This is a genomic window from Leisingera methylohalidivorans DSM 14336 (assembly GCF_000511355.1).
Taxonomy (GTDB): domain Bacteria; phylum Pseudomonadota; class Alphaproteobacteria; order Rhodobacterales; family Rhodobacteraceae; genus Leisingera; species Leisingera methylohalidivorans.
In genome coordinates, this window is the sequence record NC_023135.1 from 1,269,131 (window position 1) to 1,295,147 (window position 26,017).

Below are 26,017 nucleotides of genomic sequence, written 5' to 3' on the forward strand. Positions count from 1 at the left end.
CCCGGCGCGCGGCACCGGATGAGAATGAATGAGGCCCGCGCGCCGCAGCGGCGGGCCTGCAGATCCTGAAACAGGATCAGATTACCACTGGGAAGAGACTTCCCATTTGGCGATCAGTTCGTTCAGCGAGCCGTCGTCTTTCATCGTCTGGATCGCCGCGTCGAACGTGCCGCGCAGTTCAGCGTCGGATTCGCGGAATCCCATGCCAACGCCGCCGCCGAGCGCTTCGGTGCGCTCCAGCATCACAAGGTCATCGCCAACCACAGAGTCGAGGAAGCTTTTGTCGGCCAGAACCGCGTCAGCTTCACCGTTGCGCACAGCGGCGACGGTTTCTTCCGGGGTGGAGAATTCGACCAGGGTCCAGCCCTGCTCGGCAACAAAGGCGGCCTGAATGGTGGTCGCCTGGGCTGCAATCACGCCGCTTGCCAGGTCAACGTCTGCCGACTGCGCGACATAGGCGGACGGATCCGGCGGCGTGTAGGGCTGGGTGAAATCAATGACTTCGTCACGCTCGTCGGTGATCGACATGCCGGCGATGATGGTGTCGTAGTTGCCGGAGACCAGGTTCGGAATGATCGAATCCCAGTCGTTCTTGACCCATTCGCAGGTCAGTTCGGCACGCTTGCACAGCTCGTCGCCCAGTTCACGCTCGAAACCGTCGATCTCGCCAGCGTCGTTGACGAAGTTCCACGGCGCATAGGCGCCCTCGGTGCCCAGGCGCACAGTGTCCGCCAGGCCCATGCTCGCGGTCAGCGCCAGGGCGGCGGTGCCAAGGATCAGTGACTTCATGAGTTAACTCCCGTTCTGTTTTGTTATTGGACGTGTTTGTTATTGCTCAATGCGCGTGGCGGGTCGAGGACAGGAATGCGCGCAGCCGCTCAGAGCGGGTGCCGCCAAAGACTTCGTCCGGGGTTCCTTCCTCCTCGACCAGACCTTGGTGCAGGAAGACGACGTGGCTGGAAACATCCGCCGCCATGTTCATATCATGGGTCACGATCAGCATGGTGCGGCCCTCTGCAGCGAGGTCCTTGATCACCTTGACAACTTCCTGCTCCAGCTCAGGGTCGAGTGCGGAGGTGGGTTCGTCGAACAGCAGTGCTTCGGGTTCCATGCACAGCCCGCGGGCAATTGCAGCGCGCTGCTGCTGACCGCCTGACAGCTGCGCCGGGTAGACGTCGCATTTGTCCCCGATGCCGACCTTAGCCAGGTAATGGCGGGCTTTCTCCTCCACCTCGGCCCGGTTGCGGCCCAGCACGGTGACCGGGGCTTCCATCACATTCTGCAGAATGGTCATATGGGCCCACAGGTTGAATTGCTGGAACACCATGGACAGGTTGGTTCGGATTCGCAGGACCTGTTTGGCGTCCGCCGGGCGGCGGTGCGGTCCCACGCCGGACCAGGTGATCGGCTCGCCCTTGAACCGGATTTCGCCTTCCTGGCTGTCTTCCAGCAGGTTGCAGCAGCGCAGCAGGGTAGACTTTCCTGATCCCGAAGACCCGATCAGCGAGACCACGTCGCCCTTGTGGGCGGTGATATCAACGCCTTTGATCACTTCCAGCTCGCCATAGGATTTATGCAGGCCGCGGATTTGCAGAACGGGCGAAGTATCGGTCAAGGCGTTTTTGTCCCTGTAAGTGGAAATTCGTTCTTATTGGACCGAAAAAAAGACCGAATGCAACGTTCAAACCGCACAAGCCGGCACTGCGGGTGCCAAAGTGACGGGGGGATCCGCCATTTCGGAAGGGAACGCAGCATCAGTTAAGCAGCACGGATGCGCTGTTCGGTCAGCACCGGCCCCGGCGGGGTTGGCACCGCCAAGTAGTCACTTGGGGCAATCTGCACCAGCCCCTTCAGATGCAAGAGGTTCCTGGTGTCTTCGTCCAGCCCGCGGATTGCGGCTTCGATGGCAGCAAAAAGCGTCTGCGGATTCTGGCCCAGGGCGGTGATATAGGGCAGGGCGGGCGTCGGTTCAGTGCGTTCAATTTCGGTCAGGCCTTCGGCGAACCCGTCGTGCGCCTTGACCAATTCCCAGGTCAGCGCGTCCAGTGCAGCGAAATCGGCCCGGTCTTCGGCAACGGCCTGGGCCGACAGGCTGTGGCCGCCGGTTTCCACCAGCGCTCCTGGCAGGATGCTGCGGTCGTGCATATGCACCATCGGTGCGGCCCAGCCGGATTGCGATAACCCTTCGTTATAAGCAAAGCGGCGGCCGGCAAAGGCTGACAGCGGCTGACCTGCGTCCGCACTGCGGGCAATGAAGACGCTGTTGTAATAGCCCGCCGGGCAGCCGGGTAGGCCGTAGTCCGGGGTGCCGGCCAGCTCCACCTCGCCATATAGCCGGGTGCGGTACGGGCAGCCGCAGGTCTGTGACAGCAGCAGCTCCGGTGATTTCCAGACCTCCCAGAAATCGGCGCCGCGGGTCAGCTGGTCCGGCCCGCGGCCCAGATGGGTGCGGATCAATGCCCAGAACCGGTCGTTAGCCTCGGCCGTTTCCGGGCGGTCATACATTCCAAGATGAGCAATCATAATGCAGCCTCTGCCCGTTTGCGCGCCCTGGCGCTGTCCACATCCGAAACCCCAAGCAGGCTGGATGACAGCCGCAGCAGAGCATCTTCATTTGCATCGCGTCGGCCGTCGGCCAGGGCCACCTGCCACAGCGCCTCGATCACGCCGATCCTGTCCTCATAGGCCACGGCATCCTTGATCGCGCGGGTAAAGCGCACCGTGTCCGGGGCCTCGGCCTCCATCGCTTCAGCCTGTTCGCGCAGGATCAGCGCGCCGCCGGTGTCCAGCCCATAGCGGGTGGCCAGTATCCGGTCGATCCGGTCCTTTTCCACTTCGGAGTAATTGTGGTCAGAGCGGGCGATCCGCACCAGCAGCGCGGTCAGGGCAAGCCGCGCGCCCTCATCATCCAGCGGCGCAGGCCCAGGCTCCAGCAGCCGCTGCAGAAGCTCCTTGAACATCAGCTTTCCTCCGCTGTGCCGCTGAATTTCTCAACCGCGCGGGCGCGGGCTTTCTGGCTGTCGGCATAGGACAGGCCCATTGCCTTGCGGGCCTCTTCGACGATGGTGACTTCACCCGCGTGCTCGTTGCCGTCGGCCAGCACCACTTCCCACAGCGCGTCCATCGCCGCCAGCCGTTCCTCCAGCCCGGTGGTCTCCCGGATCAGCCGCCCGAAGGTGTCGGTTTCCGGTGCCGCGGCGTGCAGCTTTTCGCAGGTGGCACGCACCTTGGCGGCCTCGATTGCGTTGTGCTGGTAGAGCCGGGCCAGGATCCGGTCGATCAGGCTGATTTCTTCCAGCTGATATTCGCGGTCGGACTGGGCCACCCGCACCAGCAGGGCACCCAGTGCCAATTCGGCATCCGGGTCAGGAAGCGCCGGCGTCTCAGAGGGGCGGAACGCTTGGAAGAATTTCTTGAGCAAGGGCATCAGCAGACCTTTGGAATAGCAGCAGGACCGGCGGCATTACTCACCGTAACCTTCGATGATTTGCATATCACCCGCCGAGACCGGATCGCGAAGCGCCTTGGCGTCCTGATAGGCCATTGAATCATAGCAGGCTTTTGCAGTTTCGAAATCCTTGAATTCAATCACCACGGTGCGGGAGCGGAACTGGCCTTCGCGCACTTCCCTGCCGCCGCCGCGCACCAGGAACCTGGCATCGTATTCGGCAAAGACAGGCCCGTTTGCGTTGATGTAATCCTTGTAGCGCTCCATGTCGTGCACATCCACATGGGCCACCCAGTATCCTTTGGGCCTGGAGTCATTGGGCATGGGCTGCAGCCTCCCTAATTTTTATGGTTGAGTGCAGGCTGATACAAAAGCGGGGCAAAGACAATGGGGCCGTTGTTAAGAATGTCCCCGTTCCGCGGTAATTTGCGCCGGGTTCATGGCCTTGCCGCGAAATGCAAAACGCCCGCCGGAGAGGGCGGGCGTTTGAAACATGCTAAGCAGCCGGCTCAGCCGATCTCAGCCAGACGCGCCAGGGCTTCCTTGACCTTGGCTTCCTCTTCCTCGCGCGCGGCGAGGTTTGCCTTGGCCTCCGCAACCACGTCTTCCGGGGCCGAGGCCGCGAATTTCGGGTTGTTCAGCCGTCCGCGCAGACCGCCCAGCTCCTTGGCCAGCTTGCCCAGAGACTTCTCCAGACGCGCCTTTTCGGCGTCCACGTCGATCACATCCGCCAGCGGCAGGCCAAAGGCGGCGCCGGGGGCGGCCACGCTGGCGCAGCCCTTGGGGAAGCTGTCGACCTGCTCCAGCGCGGTGATGCGGGCCAGCTTCTGGATCATCGTCTCGTTCTTTTCCCAGGCGGCGCGGGCCTGATCGGAGAATTCGGTCACCACCATCGGGATCTTGGCGCCGGCCGGCACATGCATTTGCGCGCGGGTGGAGCGGATGTTCTCGATCGCGGTGATGACCCAGTTCATCTCGGCGTCGGCATCTGCATTGACCAGCTCGGTGCCGTAGGCCGGCCAATCGGCGTGCACCAGCATGTTTTCGCGCTTGGCGGTGTTGCCCCACAGCTCTTCGGTGATGAAGGGCATGATCGGGTGCAGCAGGATCATGCATTGGTCCAGCACCCAGCCCAGCGTCTGGCGGGTCTCGGCGATCACTGCCTCATCTTCGGAGCCGAACAGCGGTTTGCTGAGCTCGATGTACCAGTCGCAGACCTTGCCCCAGACAAAGGCATAAAGCGCATTGGCCGCGTCGTTGAAACGATAGGCCTCCAGCGCCGCGTCCACCTCAACCCTAACCTTGGCGGTCTCGCCAATGATCCACTGGTTCACCGCCGCCTGTGCATCGGGGCAGTCATAAGCCGGGGTATCCGCATCATAGACATTGTTGAAATGGGCAAAGTTCACCGCATTCCACAGCTTGGTGCCAAAGTTCCGGTAGCCTTTGAGGCGTTCCATATCCAGCTTCAGCACGCCGCCAAGCGCGGCCATCGCGGCGGAGGAGAAGCGCAGCGCGTCGGCGCCGAACTCATCAATGATCTCCAAGGGGTCCACCACGTTGCCGGTGGATTTCGACATCTTCTTGCCCTTGGCGTCGCGCACCAGGCCATGCAGGTAGACGGTGTCGAAGGGGATCTGATCGACAACTGCCAGCTGCATCATCATCATCCGGGCCACCCAGAAGAACAGGATGTCCTGACCGGTGACCAGGGTCGAGGTCGGGAAATACTTCTGCATCTCGGCCGTGTCTTCCGGCCAGCCCAGCGTGCCGATCGGCCAGAGACCGGAGGAGAACCAGGTGTCCAAGACGTCGGGGTCGCGGTAGAGGTAAATGGGATCACCTTCGGAATAATCCCCGTCTTCATTCTTGGCGATGGCGTCTTGAGCGCTTTCTGCTTCACCTGTAACCGTCAGAGGGAAGTGCGAATGCTCATTGTAGTATGCTTGAGCCTTTTCTTTTGCTTCATTGAAGGTAGCACCGCAAAAGCCTACTGGGTTATCCCAGTCTTCGGCTTCGCCCTGCGCCATGCCGGGTTCTTGAACGATCTTAAGGCTCGGCCCATACCAAACCGGAATCTGATGCCCCCACCACAGCTGGCGCGAGATGCACCAGGGCTCGATGTTTTCCAGCCAGTGGTAATAGGTCTTTTCACCGCTTTCCGGCAGGATCTTTACATCGCCATTGCGCACCGCATCCAGTGCCGGGCCGACAACCTTTTCGGCGTCGACAAACCACTGGTCGGTCAGCATCGGCTCGATCACAACCTTGGAGCGGTCGCCAAAGGGCTGCATGATCGGCTTGTTCTCGACGTAGGGTTCCAGCACCTCAACGTCTTCGCCGGACTCGGGATCGGTCTTGGTGACGGTGCACATCACCGCCAGCCCTTCGCGGGTGATCTGTTCTACCACCCGTTTGCGCGCCTCGAACCGGTCCAGCCCGCGCAGGTCGTCCGGCACCAGGTTGACGGCGTCGGCCTCATTCTCGGTCAGGGTCTGTTCACCCTTGGCCACCGCCATGGCGATGCCCGCGGCCTCGGCATAAGCTGCGCCGTCGGCCCGCATCTGGCCCTTGGTATCCATCAAGCGGTACATCGGGATGCCGCCGCGCTTGGCAACCTGATAGTCGTTGAAGTCATGCGCGCCGGTGATCTTAACCGCGCCCGAACCGAAGTCCTTGTCGGGGTATTCGTCGGTGATGATCGGGATCAGGCGGCGGTGTGCTTTGGGGCCGACCGGGATTTCCACCAGCTTGCCGACGATAGGCGCATACCGCTCATCCGAGGGGTGCACGGCGACCGCGCCGTCGCCCAGCATGGTCTCGGGCCGGGTGGTGGCGATGGAGATATAGTCGCGCTCTTCTTCCAGCGTGACGGTGCCGTCCTCGTCCTTTTCCACATAGGTGTAGGTGGCGCCGCCGGCCAGCGGGTATTTGAAATGCCACATGTGGCCCGCAACTTCGATGTTCTCGACCTCAAGGTCGGAAATCGCGGTCTCGAAATGCGGATCCCAGTTGACCAGCCGCTTGCCGCGGTAGATCAGCCCCTTGTTGTACATCTCCACAAACACCTTGATCACGGCATCGTGGAAATTCGGGGAATTCTCATGCCCCGTCCGCGTGTCGCCATGCGCGCCGGCCATGGTAAAGGCGGTGCGGGAGAAATCGCAGGAAGCGCCGAGGCGTTTCAGCTGCTCAACGATGGTGCCGCCGGATTTTTCTTTCCAGTCCCAGACCTTTTCCAGAAACTTCTCGCGACCAAGTTCGGCGCGGCTGGGCTGCTGGGTTTTCGCCAGCTCCCGCTCAACCACCATCTGGGTGGCGATGCCCGCATGATCGGTGCCCGGCTGCCACAGGGTGTCGAAGCCCTGCATGCGTTTCCAGCGGATCAGAATATCCTGCAGCGTGTTGTTGAAGGCATGACCCATGTGCAGAACGCCTGTCACATTCGGCGGCGGGATCATGATGCAATAGGCAGAGGCCTCGGGCTTGGCATTGGCACCGGCCTTGAAACAGCCTGCGTCTTCCCAGGCCTTGTAAAGGCGGCTTTCGGCTTCAGCCGCGTTGAACGTCTTTTCCATCGCCATGCGTCTAGATCCCTCATGCAATTGGCCGTTCAATTACCCAATGGCTGAGGGAAGGGGAAGCCGGATATGGGGTTTTCTTTACCGCAGGCCGCTGTGACAGGGGGGCGGCGGCCGCGATTTGAGCATTTTCGGTCAGAAAACAGCAAGGCCGAAGCGCCCCCGCACGCAGGCCGTCCGTCCGCAAGGGATAATCCTGCCAACGGCGGGGGCAGCCTCTTCCTGTTGCGGTCATCGGCTCTGCAGCCTGTACCGCATAGGGAGAGTGGGCCGATTCTGGTTAAGGAAAACTTGCCGCGTCGTTCTGGTTTGAAATACTCAACCCGCGCGCCGAAGGCGCTGAAGACAGCGCCCGCCCGCCAGGCGCGCTCCCCTTGTCTCCCGGTTCTCATCTCATGCGCCGGCCCGGATCATGCGGCGGCGTTCCTGCCAGCGCTGAAGGGGGCGAACTGCTGCGCGGGGTGCTGTTTCCCGTCACCCGCACGGAGAGCGCCGCGCGCTTGCCGGAAGCCGAAGTGCCGGGGCGGGAGGCGTGTCACCTGATCTAACCGGATCGCAGTTCAAATGCGCCCGGCAGCCAAGCTGCTCCGGGGTTGGCTGCCGGGCGCACGGTTTGACGGCTATTGCCCGGTGCGGTCCAGCTTGGTGGCCAGATGGATCAGGCTTTCCGAGGAGCGCACGCCGCGCGCCTCAGCGATATGGTCGATGGTCTGGTCCAGCTCGGTCGTGCTTTGCGCCACCACCTGGGCCAGCAGGTCGAACCGGCCCGAGGTTGTGTGCACCACCTCCACCCCCGGCAGGCTGCGCAAGCGGGCGAGCACCTCTGGTCCTGAGCGCGGCTCGATCGACATCAGCACCGTGGCTTGCAGCGGCGGGCGGGAGGCGGCAGAGGATTTGAGGGTGTAGCCGGTGATTACCCCGGTGGCTTCCAGCCGCTCGATCCTTGCCTGCACGGTGGTGCGCGCCAGCCCCAGATGGCGGGCAAGCTCGGCAACCGGGCGGCGGGCATTTTCCCGCAGGAGGGAAACGAGGCGCTGATCCATGTCGTCGGTTTGCATGAACTGCCTTCGATATGACGTTGGTTTCCGTCACATTAGTGGAAATGACGAGCGGAATCGACGGGAAATCATCGGAAAATGCATAAAACGAACGAGGCTTTTCCTGATGCAGCAAATTCCACCGCTTTGGCTTTCCCCTGAATCCCATCTGGCCCGCAGCGCGCCGGATCATCCGATCCTCTATTTCTCGCCGCGGGTGCTGCATGAGGTTGCGGGGCGGTTTCAGCGGGGGTTTCCGGGGCTGGTGACCTATGCCGTTAAGGCCAACCCGCATCCTGCTGTACTGTCCAATCTGGCGGCGGCAGGGATCACCGCGTTTGATGTGGCCTCACCTGCCGAAATGGCGGCAGTGCGCGCTGCCAGCCCCGATGCGGTAATGCACTACAACAACCCCATGCGCTCCAAGGCAGAGATCGCCGCGGGGATCGAACATGGCGTCGCCAGCTGGTCGGTGGATGAGCTCAGCGAGCTGGAGAAACTGGGCGCAGTGCCGCGCTCTTGCGAAGTCGCTGTACGCTTTGCCTTGCCGGTGGCCGGCGCGGCCTATGATTTCGGGAGCAAATTCGGCGCTGCCCCGGAAGAAGCCATAGAGCTGCTGAAACAAGTGGCGGCAGCTGGCTGGACGCCTGCGCTGTGTTTCCACCCCGGCACCCAGTGCGAGGACGAAAGCGCTTGGGTGGAATACGTCCACGCTGCCAAGCGGATTGTGGACGCGGCGGGTGTGAAGATCGCACGTCTTAATGTGGGCGGCGGGTTTGCGGCTAACCGGGATGGCGTGGCGCCCGATCTGGAGAAAGTCTTTGCCGCCATTGGTGCCGCCGCGGATCAGGCGTTCGGCGCGGACGGGCCCACGCTGATCTGCGAGCCGGGCAGGGCGATGGTCTCTGAAAGCTTCACCCTGGCAGCCCGAATCAAGGGGATGCGTAAAGGCGGCGAGGTGGTGTTCCTGAACGACGGCATCTATGGCGGGCTGGTTGATATCCGCGACATGGGTCTGCCGGGCCGGGTGGAAGTGGTAGGGGCGGACGGCGCCCATCGTGCAGGCCTGCGCCAGCCCCGCGTTGTGTTCGGTCCGACCTGTGACAGTCTTGACCGTTTGCCTGACGGGCTGCCGCTGCCTGGTGACGCCGAAACCGGCGACTATGTGCTGTTTCCGGGGCTGGGGGCCTATTCTTCGGCCATGAGCACGCATTTCAACGGCTATGGCCTGTCTGACGTGGCGACGGTGATCGAGCTGTCTGGACAAGCTGCCCGCTGAGGTTAGTCTCGCCCCGAAACGCCAGCCAGCGCGACCAAGGGGGCAAGCATGGGAAAATTCGGTAACAGTCAGCCGGTGAAGCGGGTCGAGGACCTGCGGTTTCTGACCGGTCAGGGGCAGTACATCGAGGATGCTGCCCCGGCAGGCGCCCTGCGCGCCTGGGTGTTGCGCAGTCCGGTGGCGCATGGCGTGATCACCGCGTTGAACGTTGAAGATGCGCGCGCGTGTGAAGGTGTCCATGCGGTTATCACCCTGGCGGACCTTGAGGCTGCGGGCATTGACATCTCTCTGGATGGCACCACGGTCAAGAACCGGGATGGCTCCGGCGGTGCCGCCCCCGAACGGCCGATGCTGGCCCGGGACCGCGTGCGCTATGTGGGGGAACCGGTGGCAGTGGTCATTGCCGAGACACTGGATCAGGCCCGTGATGCAGGAGAGCTGATCGAGCTCGACATTGATGATCTGCCTGCGAAGTTGGACGTCTTGCCCGGCGGTGAGCCGCTGCATGCGGAGGCGCCGGACAATCGCGCCTTTGACTGGGGCATGGGGGATGAGGCCGCAACGGCCGAGGCTTTCCGCACCGCGGCGCACAGCGTTGCGCTGCAGGTGGATGACAACCGGATTATCGTCAACTCGATGGAACCGCGCGGCTGCTTTGCTGAATGGGCCGGCGGGCGGCTGCATTTCACCTTCGGCGGGCAAGGGGTCTGGGTGATCAAATCCCAGCTGGCGGCCAAGTTCCGTCTGGACGAAGCAGACGTCAAAGTGACGATCCCGGATGTCGGCGGCGGCTTTGGCATGAAGGCCTTTCCCTACCCGGAATACTTTGCCGTCGCCCAGGCCGCCCGCGCGCTGGAGCGCCCGGTGTTCTGGATTGCCGACAGGACCGAGTCGATGCTGAGCGACAACGGCGGGCGGGATCTGACCTCGCTGGCGGAGCTGGCCTTTGATGAGGATCTGAAAATCACTGCCTACAGGGTCAGCACCCGATGCAACCTTGGCGCTTACAACGCGCATTTCGGCCAGCCGATCCAGACCCAGCTGTTCAGCCGGGTGCTGGCGGGTGCCTATGACATCCAGACTGCCTGGCTGCAGGTGGAAGGGATTTATACCAACACCACCCAGGTGGATGCTTACCGCGGCGCTGGGCGGCCCGAGGCGATCTATGTGCTTGAGCGGGCGATGGACCGGGCTGCGCGCGAGCTGGGCGTCGACCCGCTGGAGCTGCGGCGGCGCAATTTTATCAAACCGGCGGCCTTCCCCTATGGCACCGTAACCGGAGAGACCTACGACGTGGGCGACTTCGGCAAAGTATTGAGCCGCGCCGCGGATGAAGCGGATCTGGGGGGATTCGCCGCCCGCCGCGCCGCAGATGGTAAACGCGGCAAGTACCGGGGCGTCGGGGTCTGTTACTATATCGAAAGCATTTTGGGCGATCCTTCAGAAGGCGCGGAAGTGGAGTTTCTGGAGGGTGGCCGGGTGAATATCTATGTCGGCACGCAAAGCAACGGCCAGGGGCATGAAACAGTCTATGCCCAGTTCCTTGCGGACCAGAGCGGTATCCCGGCGGACCATATTCAGGTGATCCAGGGCGATAGCGACCGCATTGCAACCGGCGGCGGCACTGGCGGGTCGCGCTCGGTCACCACCCAGGCCAACGCCACGCTGGCCGCGGTGGAGAAGATGATCGCTGCCTTCATCCCCTTCCTGGCGGAGGAGATGGGGGTGGAGGAGAATGAGATTGAATTTGATGGCGATACCTTCCGGGCTCCGGGCTCCAATCTGACCCCCACCATGCTGGAAGCGGCAGAGATGGCCCGCGCGCAAGGGCGGCTCGATCTGCAGCGTCACGCGGCGCGGGCCCGGCTGCCTGGGCGGTCGTTTCCGAACGGCGCGCATATTGCCGAAGTTGTTATCGATCCGGAGACTGGGCAATCGGACGTGGAGCGCTACACTGTAGTTGACGATTTCGGTAATCTGATCAACCCGATGCTGGCCGAAGGGCAGGTGCATGGCGGGGTGGCGCAGGGGCTGGGACAGGCCATGCTGGAGCGGGTTGTCTACGATGCAGACGGACAATTGCTCACGGCTTCGTTCATGGACTATGCCTTGCCGCGGGCAAGCGGCGTCCCCATGATTGGGTTTACCTCTGAGCCAGTGCCCTCGACCCAGAATCCAATGGGAATGAAGGGCTGCGGCGAGGCGGGCACCGTCGGCGCGCTGGCCGCGGTTGCCAATGCGGTGCAGGACGCGGTCTGGGACCGTGGCGTGCGGCAGGTGGACATGCCGTTCACCCCGCAAAGAGTTTGGGAAGTGCTTAGGGATGTTTCTGACGCAGCTGAGTAAAAAGGTTCTTGAGTGGCTTGGCCGGCCGCTGCGCTCGGTGCATTCCGGCGAAACCAAGCAGCGCGGGCCGCAAGCCCATGTGATTATCCTGGACGGCACCATGTCGACCCTGGATGAGGGCCATGAAACCCATGCCGGGCAGCTGTTCCGGCTGTGCCGTGAAATGAGCGGCGAGGTCTCGGTCTTTTATGAATCCGGCGTGCAGTGGAAAGGCTGGGGCAGCGCCCCCGATGTGATGATGGGACGCGGCATCAACCGTCAGATACGCCGGGCCTATGGGTATCTTGCCTCCCGCTACCGTCCCGGCGACCGGATCTATCTGTTAGGCTATTCCCGCGGCGCCTATGCGGTGCGCTCGCTGGCCGGTGTGATCGACCGGATCGGCCTTTTGAGGGCGGAACATGCAACCGTGCGCAACATTCGCACCGCCTACCGGCATTACCGCCTGAACGGGCGGTCAAAGACATCGGGCGCCTTCACCGCTGCGCATTGCCACGAAGAGGTCGGGATCGAGATGGTCGGCGTCTGGGACACGGTCAAGGCTTTGGGGCTGCGTCTGCCGCTGCTGTGGCGCTGGGCGGAGAACCGGCACAATTTCCACAACCACCAATTGGGCCACCACGTAAAAAGCGGCTACCACGCGCTGGCGCTGGACGAGACCCGCGATGTTTTCAATCCGGTACTATGGGATTGCCCCAAGGATTGGCGCGGTCATGTGGAACAGGTTTGGTTCCGCGGCGCCCATGGTGACGTCGGCGGCCAGCTTGGCGGATTTGAAGAGGCCCGCCCCAAGGCAAACATTCCGCTGGTCTGGATGCTGGAAAAGGCCGAGGACCGCGGACTGCCGCTGCCGCTGGACTGGCGTATGCGGTTTCCGGTGGACCCAAATGCACCTTCGGTTGGCACCTGGCGCGGATGGGGCAAGATATTCCTGCTGCGCAGCCGCCGCCGGGTTGGTCTGGACGGCAGCGAGCGTTTGCACAGCAGCGTCGATGGCGCCAAACAGGGCGCTGCTGAAGATGGCGGCTGGCTGGCCATGTTCTCGAAGACCTGATGCCCCGGCGCGGCCGGGTTTACGCCCGTCAGCCAGGCAACCGGTCCCGGACGAAACGGTCACGGCGGCAATGACGTTCAGCCGCCAAGCGCCCGCCGCTCAAGTTCTTGCTGCAGCCGTTTCAGCGTCCGGGCCACGATCAGCCTGTGGGCGGGGCGGACCGGGATCATATAGACCCGGCCGAACAGATTGTGCGTCTTGACGGACGAAGTCACCGACAAGACACCGCTGTTGGATGAAACGCAGGTCATCACATCCAGGTGCCGGTCCCGGACGGTAAGGGTCAGAACCTCATCCGACAGGGCCTCCACCAGAAAGAAATCCAGCTTATCACCTGTTTTGACCGCCGCTTTCGGTGTGCGGCTGATACCGCCGATGCGTTTGACCCCGAAACAGGCTGAAATCGCATCGCGTAGCCGGACAGCCAGCTTCATGCCAGGCAGAGGCCGCGCGTGCATAATGTTCCAGGCCGCCAGCGGAGTGACAGGGACGGGCAGGACGATGGATTGCGTATCCAGGAAATCCAGCTCCTTGGCAGGAGCCAGAATTTGAATGCGGGCTGTGGCGGCCCGGCCGAAACTGTTTGGCGGCATGATCAGCCCTCTTTCCGGTCTTCCGGCGGCTCCGCCGGAGCATAGACGGATGGAGGCGGCGGGCAAGCCCGGAAGGCGGGTCAGCCCGGGGCCGCCTGCATCACGATGCAGGTGGTGGAGCCGGTGGCATAGAGCCGCCGGTCCTGCAGCCCGCGGATTTCACCGTGCGCGACACCGGTGGAACGGCCTACGTGGTCGATGGTGCCGCTGCAGTCGATGGTGGTGCCCAGCGGGATCGCCCGCAGAATGTTGATCTTGTATTCCAGCGTTGTATAGACCGACCCCGCAGGCACTTTGGTCATCACCGCGCAGGCCATGGCGCTGTCCAGCAGCGTGCCGTACCAGCCGCCATGCACGGTGCCCATCGGGTTGCAGACCGGGAATTCCGGCGTGCCGCGAAACACAACCTGGCCGTCTTCGACGCTGAGCAGATGATAGCCCAGCGTTTCCGCGATCGGCGGGCCGGGCAGGCGGCCTTCCAAAATGCCGCGCATGAAATCAAGACCGGAAATCCGGGTGATCTGCTCCACTGTCAGCAGGTCGGCAGGTTTGTCAGCATAAAACATGGCGCGCGGGTCCTCGGCGGGGAAATTCCCTCCATTAGAAACCGCGCGCGGGGGCCCGCAAGCCTTACGCCACGTTCTGAAGCGAGACCTTGGGTGTGACGCCCAGGGCAAAGCAGACATCGCGGGTCAGCTCGGGGCGGTTCAGCGTGTAGAAATGCAGCTTGTCAACGCCGCCCTCCAGCAGGTCCGAGCACAGTTCGGTGCAAAGTACGGTGGCCAGCAGTTCCGCGCGGTCGTCGCGCAGGGCCTTGTCAAAGGCGTCCTCGACCCACTGAGGGATGATGGTGCCGCAGCGTTTGGCAAAGTTGCGCGCGCCTTTCCAGTTCTCGATCGGCAGGATGCCGGGGGTGAGCTTGCTGCCGTCTATCCCGGCCTTTTCACAGGCATCGCGGAAGCGGAAGAAGGTCTCGGCCTCAAAGAAGAACTGGGTCAGCGCCTCATCCGCGCCGGCATCCAGTTTACGCTTCAGCCATTCCACGTCTGCGGCCTGATCTGCGGCTTCCGGGTGGCGGTCCGGGTAGGCGCCGACCTTGATGTTGAAATTGCCGCGCAAGGCCAGCCCCTTGATCAGCTCCACTGAACTGGCAAAACCGTCGGGGTGCGGGGTGAACTTGCCTTCGCCCTTGGGCGGATCGCCGCGCAGGGCGACAATCTCGGTCACGCCGGCTTCGGCGAACTGGTCGGCAATCTCCAGCGTTTCGGCCTTGGAAGCGTTGACGCAAGTGAGATGCGCGGCGACATTCAGGCCGGAGGATTTGTGCAGTGCAGCCACCGCGTCGCGGGTCAGCGTGCGGGTGGTGCCGCCTGCGCCATAGGTCACGGATACAAACCGCGGGTCCATCGGAGCGAGGACTTGCACGGTGTCCCAAAGCCGGAAGGAGGCTTCGAGATTTTGCGGCGTATTTTGTTGAAAAACTCCTCCTTGATTGCGGCCTGAACTACTGATTCAATTCCCGCATTGGGCGGGAGGATTTGCGATGATGGGACCAAGGCAGGAGGCGCAGCCGTCGCTGTTCTACGAGTTCTCGCTGGAAGATCATGTCCCTCAGGATCACCTTCTTCGGTCCATCGACCGCTTCGTCGATTTGACTGACGTCCGCGCCTATCTGGCGGATTTCTACAGCCACACGGGCCGCCCCTCCGTCGATCCCGAGTTGCTGATCCGCATGCTCCTGGTCGGCTATTGCTTCGGCATTCGGTCGGAACGGCGGCTTTGCGAAGAGGTGCATCTGAACCTCGCCTATCGGTGGTTTTGTCGGCTTGATCTGAGCGACCGGGTTCCGGATCACTCGACTTTCTCCAAGAACCGGCACGGGCGCTTCCGTGACAGCGAACTGCTGCGGCACCTGTTCGAGACGACTGTCGCCCGGTGTATCCAAGAAGGTCTGGTGAGCGGACAGCGCATGGCCGTCGATGCCAGCCTGATCGAGGCGGATGCCAACAAGCAGAACTCGACGCCGAAGGAAGAATGGGATGCGGGACAAATCGATCCCGCCGATGCGCCCCGCGCCGTGCGCGAGTATCTCGACACCCTGGACGAGGCCGCTTTTGGCGCCGCCAGCGAGGTGCAACCCAAGTTCACCTCGCATTCTGATCCCGCCAGCCAATGGACAGCGGCCCGTAAAGGCCCTGCATTCTTCAGCTATTCCGACAATTATCTCATCGACACAGATCATGGTGTCATCTTGGATGTGGAACCCACCCGCTCCATCCGGCAAGCAGAGGTCGGGTCAACAAAGACCATGTTGAAGCGGGTCAAAGAGAAGTTCGACCTGCATCCCGAACGCCTGATCGCCGACACGGCCTATGGCACCGGACCGATGCTGGGTTGGCTGGTTGAACGCAAGATTAACCCGCACATCCCCGTCTTCGACAAATCTGGCCGCAGCGACGGCACCTGGAGCCGGGCGGACTTCGAGTGGGACGCCGAGAACGACCAATACGTCTGCCCCGAGGGCCAAGAGCTGAAGCAGTTCCGGCGGAACTATTCCGATCCGAACCGGGGGCCGACCGGACAGGGCAGAACCAAATACCGTGCCCTGAAACTGACCTGCCAGGCCTGCCCGTCCAAGGCGAAATGCTGCCCGAACGCAGATGCCAGATCAATCACCCGCGAAGAACACGAAGACGCCCGCCAGGTCGCCCGAGACATCGCAAAGACCAAGCAATACGACATCTCCATGAAGCTCCGAAAGAAGGTCGAGATGCTCTTCGCGCACCTCAAGCGCATCCTCGGCCTCGGAAGGCTACGATTACGTGGCCCATGCGGTGCAAATGACGAATTCCTCCTCGCCGCAACCGCCCAAAACATCCGCAAATTGGCCAAGATCTTTCCTGCACCGCAGCAGACGCGCACAGCCTGATAGGAAAGGCGCTTGCGCCCAACTCAAGCAACGAAATTCTGCGCCCGCGAACGGGTGTTTTTCCACGGAATCGGCGGAAAGAATTCGAAGGAAATCTTGGGCGTCGTCATCTCAGGTCTCTCGCTAGGTTGATTTCACCTCTTGTTGCATGCGCAGCATTGTGAGACAATTTCATAATCCTCAAGAACAACATGAGCGCAATCGAATAATGCATATTGAGTTCCGTCACCTCCGCACCATCAAGGCCATTCACGAGGCTGGCGGGCTGGCCCGTGCCGCGGATCAGCTGAACATCACCCAAAGCGCGCTGAGCCATCAGGTGAAGGGGCTGGAGGAGCAAGCCGGCGTCGAGCTGTTCATCCGGCGGTCCAAGCCGATGAAACTGTCACCGGCGGGAAAACGCCTGTTGCGGCTGGCCGAGCAGGTCTTGCCGCAACTTGAAGCAGCGCAGGCGGAGTTTTCCTCTTTGCGCGACGGGCACACCGGGCGGATGCATATCGCCATCGAATGCCACGCCTGTTTTGAATGGCTGTTTCCGGTGCTGGAGGGGTTCCGCAAGAACTGGGGCGATGTGGATGTGGATATCCGCCCCGGCCTGGCCTTTGATGCGCTGCCCGCGCTGCAAAAGGAGGAGGTGGATCTGGTGGTCTCCTCCGATCCCGAGGACATTGCGGGCGTCGAGTTTATCGAGCTGTTTGATTACAATGCTGTGTTTGTCGCCTCGGCTCAGCATCCCTTGGCGGAGAAACCCTTTGTTGAGGCTGCGGATTTCATCGGCCAGAACCTGATCACCTACCCGGTGGATAAGACCCGGCTGGATGTGTTCAGCCAGCTGCTGATCCCGGCGGGGGTTGAGCCTGCCTCGATCCGCCAGGTGGAACTGACGGCGGTGATCCTGCTGCTGGTGGCATCAAACCGCGGCGTGTCAGTGCTGCCGGACTGGGTGGTCCGGGAGGTGAAGTATTCCTCGGACTACGTGACACGGCCGCTGACCAAATCGGGGATCACCCGCAGGCTCTATGCTGCGATCCGGGCCGAGGACCGCGAGAAACCTTACATGCAGGAGCTGATCCGCCTGGCCAAGGTTGAAGCCCGCAAGCTGCAGCATGTATGACAAGGCGCGGAGCGGCCGGGCGCCGTTCCGGCGTCGGTGCCCGCTCCGCGCGGTTGCGTGATACTGTCAAGGGGGCGCGGGGGTCTAGACCAGCTTGACGATCTGCTTGCCGGTATTGCCGCCCTGCATCATCGACAGGAAGGTTTTGGGCGCGTTTTCCAGCCCCTCGGCGATATCTTCCAGATATTTGATTTCGCCGCTGGCGATCTTGGGCGCGACCTGTTGCAGGAATTCCGGGTAGCGGTCGTAGTGGTTGAAGATGATGAAGCCGTTTACGGACAGGAATTTGGTCAGCACGGAACGCCAGATGGCGGGGGCCGTCAGCTCTGTTTCGGCACTGTTGTACCAGGCGATCATGCCGCAGACCGGGATTCGGCCGAAGCTGTTCATCAACGGCAGCACCGCTTCCAGAACCTTGCCGCCGACGTTTTCATAGTAAATGTCGATCCCGTCCGGGCAAGCGGCCGCCAGCGCCGCGCTGAGCGCCTCGGCTGAGCCCAGCGCACGGTGATCAAGACAGCTGTCAAAGCCGAATGCCTCCACCGCCAGTTTGCATTTGTCTTCGCCGCCCGCGATGCCGACCACCCGCAGCCCCGCCTGTTTCGCCAGCTGACCCACCATCGACCCGACAGGGCCGGTGGCCGCGGCAACCACCAGGGTTTCGCCGGCCTTGGGACGGCCATAGGCCTGCAAGCCATGCCAGGCGGTAAACCCCGGCATGCCAAGAACGCCGAGCGCCGTCGTAAGCGGAGCCATCTGCGGGTCCAGCTTGCGGATCTCCGAGGCCCGGATGCAGGCATGGCTGGCCCAGCCGAACATGCCCAGGGCAAAGTCGCCGGGAACAAAATCCGGACTGTTTGAGGCTATCACCTCCCCAACACCGCCTGCGGTCATGGTTTCCCCGATTTCGACCGGCGCGGCATAGGATTTGCCCGCATTCATGCGCCCGCGCATGTAGGGGTCCAGCGACATATAGTGGACTTTTACGATCACTTCGCCTTTGCCGGGTTGCGGCAAGCCGGCAACCTCAAGGCGGAAGTTGTCTTCGCTGGCCTGGGCTTCGGGGCGGCTGGCCAGCACGATACGCTGCATCTGGTCGGGCATGGGGTGTTCCTTGATCTGATTTCGTCAAACTCTGGGCGTCATGGCGCAGGATTTCAACCGCTCCTGAGGAGGTAACCGGGCGTCAATGCGGTTGGGCACTTTGCGGCAAAGCCCCTTGGCAACTGCGGGCAGGGGGCGTATAGGCACGGTTTGACCGGCATCTCCCCGACGTGACAGGATACTGCAGATATGATTGGCAGCGCAAACCTCAATGTGATGATCAAGACCGCCCGCAAGGCTGGCCGTTCCCTGGTGAAAGATTTCCGCGAGGTGGAGAACCTGCAGGTGTCGATGAAAGGCGCCGGCGACTTTGTCTCCAAGGCTGACATCGCCGCTGAAAAAATCATCAAGGAAGAGCTGCGCAATGCGCGCCCGACCTATGGCTGGCTGGCCGAAGAGGGCGGCGAGGAAGAGGGCGAGGATCCGACCCGCCGCTGGATCGTCGACCCGCTGGACGGCACCACGAATTTCCTGCACGGGCTGCCGCACTGGGCGATCTCGATTGCGCTGGAGCATAAGGGCAAGATCGTCGCGGGCGTGGTCTATGACGCTGCCAAGGACGAGATGTTCTTTGCCGAGAAGGGCGCCGGTGCCTGGATGAACGATACCCGGATCCGCGTGTCGGGCCGCCACCGGATGATTGAGTCCATTTTCTCCACCGGCGTGCCGTTCGGCGGCCGCGCCGATCTGCCGCTGACGCTGCAGGACCTGGCCCGGCTGATGCCGGCCTGTGCCGGTGTGCGCCGCTGGGGCTCTGCCGCGCTGGACATGGCCTATGTGGCCGCAGGCCGTTACGAGGGCTTCTGGGAACGCCGCCTGAACGCCTGGGACCTGGCCGCGGGCATCATCATCGTGAAAGAGGCCGGTGGCTTTGCCGAGGCGATCGACCCCGAGGCGGGCATTATCGACAGCGGCAGCGTGGTCTGCGCGAACGAGCCGATCTTCGATAACTTCGCAAAGGTGATCCGCGGCTGAACCAGCCCGGAGACCCGACGATTTGAAACGCGGCCTCTGGGCCGCGTTTTTCGTTTCAGGTTATCAAGGCCGGGCGGAAGGCTATTGTTGGTCTGACGGATGGTTAACACCGTCGTTCCAGGGGATCTCGCCATAGGTTTGCGCGTGTGTCCGCGGATTGGCGCCTTGGATACAGCCCAGATTGACGCCGCATTCCCTGGGGTCGGAGCGGCGCTGGTGATGGGTGTAGATGCCGCAGGTCTTGCAGAAATAATGTTTCGCCGTATGGGTGCCCCAAGTGTAGAGGCTGAGGTTCTCCGCCCCTTTCAGCACCTTCAGGCTGGCGGCAATGGCGGTGACGGCAGCCGCCCCGCGGCGGCGGCAAAAGGAACAGTCGCAGCGCGCGGCAGAGGCAAGGCCTTCGGGAAAATCAGCTTCGATTTCAACCGCGCCGCAATGGCAATTGGCTTTAACGTGTTCCATTTGACCTCCTGTACTGGACACAGCTTTGCGCTGCCCTACATCCCGGACATCCCGATCTTCTTCAGGGGGAAGGATAGCCGGGATAGAGCGGCCTGCATTACTTTTAGGTTATTATTGCTGCGGGCCGCTCGACGATCAAACGGCTTTCTTTGTTCATCTGCTTGCATCAATCCTAAAATGTTTCCAGCAGGCTCTGCAGGCCGCTGTTGAAACAGCCCTGACAGTCGCCGGCATGACAGGTTTTCTTTGCGGTCCGTTGCATTCAGGTCTCGGCGCATCGATGCCGACCGCGGGATGCTTCAATTCCGGCATTCACGAACCTTCTGCCATCATTCTATTTCCCCCAAGGCCCCGGGTGGCGTTTCTTGCGGGGCAGTTTGGGGATGCGGCTGGCGGCGTATTCATACGCGCTTTCCGGATGCGGCGGCTGGCCGTCTGTTCTGTTCCAGAACGCCGGGCCGCCGCGCCGCAGCCACAGGGGCAGGCAGAGGATCAGCCCCACCGCAAAACCGCCGGCATGGGCCCAATAGGCTACGCCGCCCTGGTCCGGATCGGCACCGAGGCCGCCGAAAAACTGCATCGCCAGCCACACGCCCAGCATCACAAAAGCGGGGATCGTGAGGATGCGGAAATAAACGATCAGCACCAGCAGGATATCGACGCGGGCCTTGGGGAACATCAGAAGGTAACCGCCCATGACGCCTGCGATGGCACCGGAAGCCCCGACGGTGGGCACCATGGACCCCGGCGCCGAATAGACGTGGATCAGCCCTGCGCCGATGCCACTGGCAAGGTAGAACGCAAGGAAGGGGAGATGGCCCATCTCATCCTCCAGGTTGTCGCCGAAGATCCACAGGAACAGCATGTTGCCGCCCAGATGCATCAGGCCGGCATGGATGAACAGGGAGGTGAACAGGGTTTCAAACCCGTACCCGTGGCTGACCTCGGCCGGCACCACCGCATAGGCATCATAGAAATAGGCCAGCGCGCGGGGGGAGGCATAGCTGGCTGTGTAGTAGGCATAGGCCAGGATATTCGCCGCCATCAGCACGTAGACGACATAGGGCCTGCGGCCGGACGGGTTGTGGTCGCGGATCGGAAACATGGGGAAACGCTGGGCCGGAAATGGCCCAGCGTCAAGCACTTATCGGGCGCAGCTCAGGCGTTGCCGCCCAGCAGGTCCGCGTTGCCGCCCGAGGCGGTTGTGTCAACGCAGACGTGGCGTTCAGCCAGGACGCGGGCACGGTCTGGCGTGCCGGGGATCAGCGGGATGATCGGGCCGTCGCGCTTGGCCAGCCACTGTTCGATCTCGCGGCCCGTTGCCTCGTCGCCCCACCACAACACGCCGGCAATGCCCTGGATCGCCTCCAGCCGGTGCAGATCGAACATCCCGTGCGCCGCAATTGCGGTGCCGCCAAGACCGATCACCTCTTTGGCCTGTTCCGCCGCGGCCTTGGGCCCCGGTCCCATGCACAACAGCGGCGGGCGGGCCGAGACGGTCAGGCGGTTCGATTCCCCGGTCGGGCCGGGCAGGGTGGTGGTCACGGGGCGCAAAGGCACGCCGCTTTCCCCAGGCAGTTCAGCAAAGGTGGTCTCCCACACAGCGTTGCTTTGCTGACGGTCCGGCGCGCAGAAACGGCTGAGGTAGTAGGGGCCGCCCGCCTTGGGGCCGGTGCCGGACAGACCCTCGCCGCCGAACGGCTGGCTGCCGACAATGGCGCCGATCTGGTTGCGGTTCACATAGATGTTCCCTGCATGCACCCGGTCGCAGACATGCTGCACCCGGTCGTCGATACGGGTGTGCAGCCCGAAGGTGAGGCCGTAACCGGTTGCGTTGATGTCGGAAATGACCTGATCCAATTGTTGGGATTTGAACCGCGCCACATGAAGAACAGGACCAAAAATCTCTTCCTCCAGGGCGCTGATGCCGGGAATTTCTATCATCGTTGGGGCGACAAAGGTACCGCCTTGCGGAGCAGGCATTTCCTTCAGCACGCGGCCTTCGGCACGGGCCTTGGCGACATGGGCGAGAATTCCCGCACGGGCGCCTTCGTCAATCACCGGACCGCTGTCGGTAGACAGATGCCAGGGGTCATCCAGATGCAGGCAATCCATTGCGCCCTTCAGCATCTTCAGAACGGTGTCGGCAATGTCCTCCTGCAGATAGAGGCAGCGCAGGGCGGAGCAGCGCTGACCCGCCGACTGGAAGGCGCTTTCGATCACCGCCTGCACGGTTTGCTCAGGCAGGGCGGTTGAGTCGACGATCATCGCGTTCAGGCCGCCGGTTTCCGCTATCAGCGGCGCGCCGGGCTGCAGGTTGTCGGCCATCGCCTGGCGGATGCGCATGGCAGTGGCGGTGGAGCCGGTGAAGGCCACGCCATTGACCCGCGGATCGGAGGTGATTGCCGCACCGACCACGCTGCCGCGGCCCGGCACCAGTTGCAGGGCGCTGCGCGGCACGCCGGCCTCGTGCATCAGCTGCACGGCGCGGTGAGCAATCAGCGGGGTCTGGTCGGCGGGTTTTGCCAGCACCGCGTTGCCTGCCGCCAGCGCCGCTGCAACCTGACCGGTGAAGATCGCAAGCGGGAAGTTCCAGGGCGAAATGCAGGAGAAGATCCCAGCCGGCGGCGCATCGGGGATGCGGGCCGCATAATAGCGCATGAAATCCACCGCCTCGCGCAGTTCGGCCACCGCATCGGGAACGGTCTTGCCGGCCTCGCGGGCCAGGATGGCGAACAGCTCGCCGAAGTTTTCTTCGTAAAGGTCGGCGGCCTTGTCCAGGATCGCGGCGCGTTCCGCCGCCGGAGCGTCCCATGGGTCGGCCAGCGCCAGCGCCAGTTCGACATCCTCCGGGCTGCACTGGCTGACGGTGCCAACAACGCGGTGGTCAGTGGGGCTGGTCACGTCCTTGGCGGTCTCCGGCTGGGCGTCGCCTGCCAGCAGCGGCGCGGCCTGCCACTGGCGGCTGCGCCAGGGCGCGCGAGCTTCTTCGATCTTTGCCAGCGTCGGCGCATGGCCCAGGTCGAAGCCTTTGGAGTTGGGGCGTTCCGGGGCGTAGAGCTCCGGCCCGGTCGGGATCTTGCGGGTCACGTCCGCGGCGGCAGCAAACGGATCAGCAGCCACGACCTCTGGTGGCACGTTCTCATCCACGATCTGGTTCACAAAGGACGAGTTGGCGCCGTTTTCCAGCAGGCGGCGGACCAGATAGGCCAGCAGGTCGCGGTGCGCACCCACCGGTGCGTAGATCCGGCAGTTGGTCCTGTTCTGCTCCAGCACCATCTGGTGCAGGGTCTCGCCCATGCCGTGCAAGCGCTGGAACTCGTAGGCTGCGTTGTCCTTGTCTGCGGCGATATGCAGGATGGCGGCAACGGTATGAGCATTGTGAGTTGCGAACTGCGGATAGATCCGGTCCGTCATGCCCAGCAGCTTGCGGGCGTTGGAGATATAGGACACATCGGTCAGCGCCTTGTTGGTGAACACGGGAAACCCATCCACGCCTTCGACCTGGGCACGTTTAATCTCGGTGTCCCAGTAAGCGCCTTTCACCAGCCGCACCATGAAACGGCGGTCATAGGTCTCTGCCATTTCATGCAGTGCGTCGATCGCCAGGCCTGTGCGCGGCCCGTAGGCCTGCACCACCACGCCAAAGCCGTCCCAGCCGGCCAGCGCCGGATCAGAAACCACCGCCTCGATCACCTCCAGCGACAGCGACAGGCGGTCAGCCTCCTCGGCGTCGATGTTGAGACCCATTTTCGCAGCCTTGGCCAGCAGCGCCAGCGCCTTCAGCCGCGGCACCAGGTGCTCCATCACGCTGGCGTCCTGCGCCAGCTCATAGCGCGGATGCAGCGCGGACAGTTTCACCGAGATGCCGGGATTCTTGCGGATGTCATCACTGTTGCAGGCGGCGGCAATGGCCGAGATCGCCTTGGAGTAGGACAGGTGATAGCGGGCTGCGTCAGCCTCGGTCCGGGCGGCCTCGCCCAGCATGTCATAGGAGTACGTATAGCCCTTGGCTTCCATGCCCGCAGCGCGGTCCATCGCGCTTTCGATGGTCTCACCCAGCACGAACTGGCGGCCCATCTCCTTCATCGCGCGGCTGACGGCGGTGCGGATTACCGGCTCGCCCAGGCGCTTGATGGCACCGCGCAGGGCACCGATCGGGCTGCGTTCCTCGTCCAGCACCTTGCCGGTCAGCATCAGCGCCCAGGTCGAAGCATTGACCAGCGAAGACGTGGACTTGCCCAGATGCTTGCCCCAGTCGGAGGGCGCGATTTTGTCCTCGATCAGCGCATCGATGGTTTCGGCATCCGGCACCCGCAGCAGCGCCTCGGCCAGGCACATCAGAGCCACGCCTTCGTCGGTGGAAAGACCGTATTCGGCCAGGAATACTTCCATCAGGCCGGGCGCCGAATGGCCGCGGATGTCGCGCACGAGCGCGGCAGCATTGGAACAGATCCGGGCGCGGTCGGCCTCGGACAGGGCTGCCTGAGCAATCAGCTGGTCACGCATCGCGGTTTGATTGGCATAGGTTCCGGCGTCGATCCGGTGGCGCAGTTTTGGTTGGGGTGTCATGCGGGGAACTCCACAAAGGGTGTGCAGGGCTTTTGCATAAGATACCCCCTTTCAGGCGGGACAATCGCCCAAAGATAAGGAATACTTAGGTGAAAGAGAGCAAAATCAGGAATAAGGAGGTCCAAATGAACTTTCCTGAACTGGATCGGTTTGATCGGGCGATTCTGAATGTGCTGAGTGAGGACGGCCGGATTTCCATTGCCGATCTGGCCCGCAAAATCGGCCTGTCGAAAACGCCCACCCAGACCCGGCTCAGGCGGCTGGAGGCTGAGGGCATCATTACCGGTTACCGCGCTCTGGTGGACCCGATCCGGCTGGGCCTGGATCACGTCGCCTTTGTCGAGGTGAAACTGGACGACACCCGCGAGGCGGCGCTGGTCAAGTTCAACGCGGCTGTGGTGAAGCTGCCGGAGATCGAACAGGCCTTTATGATGGCGTCGCATTTCGATTATCTGCTGAAGGTGCGGACCCGCTCGATGACCGATTACCGGGCGGTGCTGGGGGAAAAGATTTCCTCGCTGCCGCATGTCGCCTCAACCTCGACCTATGTGGCGATGGAAGCGGTCAAGGAAGACGGCGCACTGGCACCCCTGTAGGGCGGGGCGGAATGCGCACGCGCAGTTGACTTGATCGAATGCTGAAATATGCCAGCATAGAAGCATGCTCTATAAATTGTTTCGCACACCGCCTCGCTTAACCGGAATTGCTGCGGTTTTCTCCGCCTTGACCGTGGTTTCCCCTGTGCAGGCCTCTGATTGCCCGGCTGCTCCGGACCATAGCACCCGGCTGGACGGGCTGCTGCACGAGGTGCAGAAGGCCGCCACCGAGGATCAGGCGCGCGAGATTGCCAACCGGATGTGGGAGTTCTGGGCCGATGCGCCGGATTTGCAGGCTCAGGCCATGCTGGACCGCGGGATGACCAAGCGCACGGCCTACGACTTTCTGGGGGCTTTGGAGGACTTTGACCAGCTGATTTCATACTGCCCGGACTATGCCGAGGGCTACAACCAGCGCGCCTTTGTGCAATACCTGCGCCGGGACTTTGCCGCCGCACTGCGCGATCTGGACCGGGCGCTGGAGCTGTCGCCCCGCCATGTCGCCGCGATGAGCGGACGGGCGCTGTCGCTTTACGGCTTGTCACGGCTGGATGAAGCACGCGCGGCCCTGGCCGAAGCGCTGGCGTTAAACCCCTGGCTGCCGGAGCGTCATCTGGCCGAACCGGGCGGGCCGCTGGCACCGCAGGGCGCAGGTGATGTGGAGTTGTAGTCCTGCCCCGGACGCGGGAAATTTTCCGATAGGCGCCGAAAACCGATTGTCCGCATGAATTCAGAAGGCTAGACCTGCTGCTAAGGCGCCGTCCTGCGGTGCCTTGCGCGGACGTGGTGGAATGGTAGACACCGGAGACTTAAAATCTCCTGGCCGTATGGCCGTGCGGGTTCGAGTCCCGCCGTCCGCACCATTGATTTTACAGGGAAATTTGCTCGCTTGGTGAAGTGTGGAAAACACTGAAACTGAGCCACTCC

General features: G+C 62.7%; 23 protein-coding genes and 1 tRNA gene. 9 read left to right on the top strand and 15 right to left on the bottom strand.

The window, feature by feature from the left end:
* Positions 1-81 precede the first annotated feature (81 nt).
* The 8 genes from METH_RS06280 to METH_RS06315 form a co-directional block, all read right to left on the bottom strand.
* Complete coding sequence (locus METH_RS06280; protein WP_024089586.1) at positions 82-789, bottom strand: transporter substrate-binding domain-containing protein; 708 nt, start codon at positions 787-789, stop codon at positions 82-84.
* A gap of 46 nt (positions 790-835) precedes the next feature.
* Positions 836-1,615: an ABC transporter ATP-binding protein gene (locus tag METH_RS06285; protein WP_024089587.1), complete on the bottom strand. Its 780-nt coding sequence runs from the start codon at positions 1,613-1,615 to the stop codon at positions 836-838.
* Between the two features lie 143 nt (positions 1,616-1,758).
* On the bottom strand, positions 1,759-2,523 hold the full coding sequence (locus METH_RS06290) for a phosphate/phosphite/phosphonate ABC transporter substrate-binding protein (protein ID WP_024089588.1): 765 nt from the start codon (positions 2,521-2,523) through the stop codon (positions 1,759-1,761).
* Complete coding sequence (locus METH_RS06295) at positions 2,520-2,960, bottom strand: tellurite resistance TerB family protein (RefSeq protein ID WP_024089589.1); 441 nt, start codon at positions 2,958-2,960, stop codon at positions 2,520-2,522. Before METH_RS06295 ends, METH_RS06290 begins: the two co-directional genes overlap by 4 nt.
* A complete protein-coding gene (locus tag METH_RS06300; RefSeq protein WP_024089590.1) occupies positions 2,960-3,421 on the bottom strand; it encodes a tellurite resistance TerB family protein in 462 nt (153 codons plus the stop codon). Before METH_RS06300 ends, METH_RS06295 begins: the two co-directional genes overlap by 1 nt.
* Positions 3,422-3,463: 42 nt before the next feature.
* Entirely contained in the window at positions 3,464-3,772 is a 309-nt protein-coding gene (locus METH_RS06305; RefSeq protein ID WP_024089591.1) for a DUF1330 domain-containing protein, read from the bottom strand.
* Positions 3,773-3,957: 185 nt separating this feature from the next.
* Positions 3,958-7,032 (bottom strand): valine--tRNA ligase, encoded by a 3,075-nt coding sequence (locus METH_RS06310; RefSeq protein ID WP_024089592.1) that lies wholly within the window; start codon positions 7,030-7,032, stop codon positions 3,958-3,960.
* Positions 7,033-7,649: 617 nt separating this feature from the next.
* Positions 7,650-8,087, bottom strand: a complete 438-nt coding sequence (locus tag METH_RS06315) for an Lrp/AsnC family transcriptional regulator (RefSeq protein WP_024089594.1) — start codon at positions 8,085-8,087, stop codon at positions 7,650-7,652.
* Between the two features lie 106 nt (positions 8,088-8,193).
* On the opposite strand from METH_RS06315, the gene METH_RS06320 reads away from it, so the two are divergent.
* Genes METH_RS06320 through METH_RS06330 form a run of 3 tightly spaced genes read left to right on the top strand, consistent with a single transcriptional unit; the run spans position 8,194 to position 12,745 of the window.
* On the top strand, positions 8,194-9,345 hold the full coding sequence (locus METH_RS06320; RefSeq protein WP_024089595.1) for a type III PLP-dependent enzyme: 1,152 nt from the start codon (positions 8,194-8,196) through the stop codon (positions 9,343-9,345).
* A 48-nt stretch (positions 9,346-9,393) separates the two neighbouring features.
* The gene (locus tag METH_RS06325; protein WP_024089596.1) at positions 9,394-11,691 is read left to right on the top strand and encodes a xanthine dehydrogenase family protein molybdopterin-binding subunit; all 2,298 of its coding nucleotides are present in this window, start codon (positions 9,394-9,396) and stop codon (positions 11,689-11,691) included.
* Positions 11,669-12,745 (top strand): DUF2235 domain-containing protein, encoded by a 1,077-nt coding sequence (locus METH_RS06330; protein WP_024089597.1) that lies wholly within the window; start codon positions 11,669-11,671, stop codon positions 12,743-12,745. The genes METH_RS06325 and METH_RS06330 overlap by 23 nt, the downstream gene beginning before the upstream one ends.
* 77 nt (positions 12,746-12,822) lie before the next feature.
* On the opposite strand, the gene METH_RS06335 is transcribed toward METH_RS06330, so the two are convergent.
* The 3 genes from METH_RS06335 to METH_RS06345 all read right to left on the bottom strand — a co-directional run bounded on the left by METH_RS06335 (position 12,823) and on the right by METH_RS06345 (position 14,850).
* Positions 12,823-13,338, bottom strand: coding sequence for a DUF2867 domain-containing protein (locus METH_RS06335; protein ID WP_024089598.1), 516 nt, complete (start codon positions 13,336-13,338; stop codon positions 12,823-12,825).
* A gap of 80 nt (positions 13,339-13,418) precedes the next feature.
* A complete protein-coding gene (locus METH_RS06340; protein WP_024089599.1) occupies positions 13,419-13,904 on the bottom strand; it encodes a PaaI family thioesterase in 486 nt (161 codons plus the stop codon).
* Between the two features lie 64 nt (positions 13,905-13,968).
* Positions 13,969-14,850, bottom strand: a complete 882-nt coding sequence (locus METH_RS06345; RefSeq protein WP_044008347.1) for a methylenetetrahydrofolate reductase — start codon at positions 14,848-14,850, stop codon at positions 13,969-13,971.
* Positions 14,851-14,881: 31 nt separating this feature from the next.
* Here METH_RS06345 and METH_RS06350 point away from each other — a divergent pair, with 31 nt between their 5' ends.
* Together METH_RS06350 and METH_RS06355 are read left to right on the top strand one after the other, a co-directional pair.
* Positions 14,882-16,267: an IS1182 family transposase gene (locus METH_RS06350; RefSeq protein WP_024089601.1), complete on the top strand. Its 1,386-nt coding sequence runs from the start codon at positions 14,882-14,884 to the stop codon at positions 16,265-16,267.
* 208 nt (positions 16,268-16,475) lie between these two features.
* Positions 16,476-17,381 carry a LysR family transcriptional regulator gene (locus tag METH_RS06355; protein ID WP_024089602.1) on the top strand — a complete coding sequence of 302 codons (906 nt, stop codon included), beginning with the start codon at positions 16,476-16,478 and terminating at the stop codon, positions 17,379-17,381.
* A gap of 84 nt (positions 17,382-17,465) precedes the next feature.
* Here METH_RS06355 and METH_RS06360 read toward each other — a convergent pair whose 3' ends face one another.
* A complete protein-coding gene (locus METH_RS06360) occupies positions 17,466-18,485 on the bottom strand; it encodes an NADP-dependent oxidoreductase (RefSeq protein ID WP_024089603.1) in 1,020 nt (339 codons plus the stop codon).
* 189 nt (positions 18,486-18,674) lie between these two features.
* On the opposite strand from METH_RS06360, the gene METH_RS06365 reads away from it, so the two are divergent.
* Positions 18,675-19,460 carry an inositol monophosphatase family protein gene (locus METH_RS06365; protein WP_024089604.1) on the top strand — a complete coding sequence of 262 codons (786 nt, stop codon included), beginning with the start codon at positions 18,675-18,677 and terminating at the stop codon, positions 19,458-19,460.
* A gap of 81 nt (positions 19,461-19,541) precedes the next feature.
* On the opposite strand, the gene METH_RS06370 is transcribed toward METH_RS06365, so the two are convergent.
* The 3 genes from METH_RS06370 to putA form a co-directional block, all read right to left on the bottom strand.
* Positions 19,542-19,922, bottom strand: a complete 381-nt coding sequence (locus METH_RS06370; RefSeq protein ID WP_024089605.1) for a GFA family protein — start codon at positions 19,920-19,922, stop codon at positions 19,542-19,544.
* A gap of 334 nt (positions 19,923-20,256) precedes the next feature.
* Complete coding sequence (locus METH_RS06375) at positions 20,257-21,027, bottom strand: rhomboid family intramembrane serine protease (protein WP_024089607.1); 771 nt, start codon at positions 21,025-21,027, stop codon at positions 20,257-20,259.
* 53 nt (positions 21,028-21,080) lie between these two features.
* Positions 21,081-24,494: a bifunctional proline dehydrogenase/L-glutamate gamma-semialdehyde dehydrogenase PutA gene (gene putA / locus METH_RS06380; protein WP_024089608.1), complete on the bottom strand. Its 3,414-nt coding sequence runs from the start codon at positions 24,492-24,494 to the stop codon at positions 21,081-21,083.
* 125 nt (positions 24,495-24,619) lie between these two features.
* Between putA and METH_RS06385 the strand changes: the two genes are divergently transcribed.
* The 3 genes from METH_RS06385 (at position 24,620) to METH_RS06395 (ending at position 25,953) form a co-directional block, all read left to right on the top strand.
* Entirely contained in the window at positions 24,620-25,090 is a 471-nt protein-coding gene (locus METH_RS06385) for an Lrp/AsnC family transcriptional regulator (protein WP_024089609.1), read from the top strand.
* 133 nt (positions 25,091-25,223) lie between these two features.
* Positions 25,224-25,760, top strand: coding sequence for a tetratricopeptide repeat protein (locus METH_RS06390; RefSeq protein ID WP_169731255.1), 537 nt, complete (start codon positions 25,224-25,226; stop codon positions 25,758-25,760).
* Between the two features lie 107 nt (positions 25,761-25,867).
* Positions 25,868-25,953 (top strand) — tRNA-Leu (locus METH_RS06395).
* The last annotated feature ends 64 nt before the right edge of the window (positions 25,954-26,017 follow it).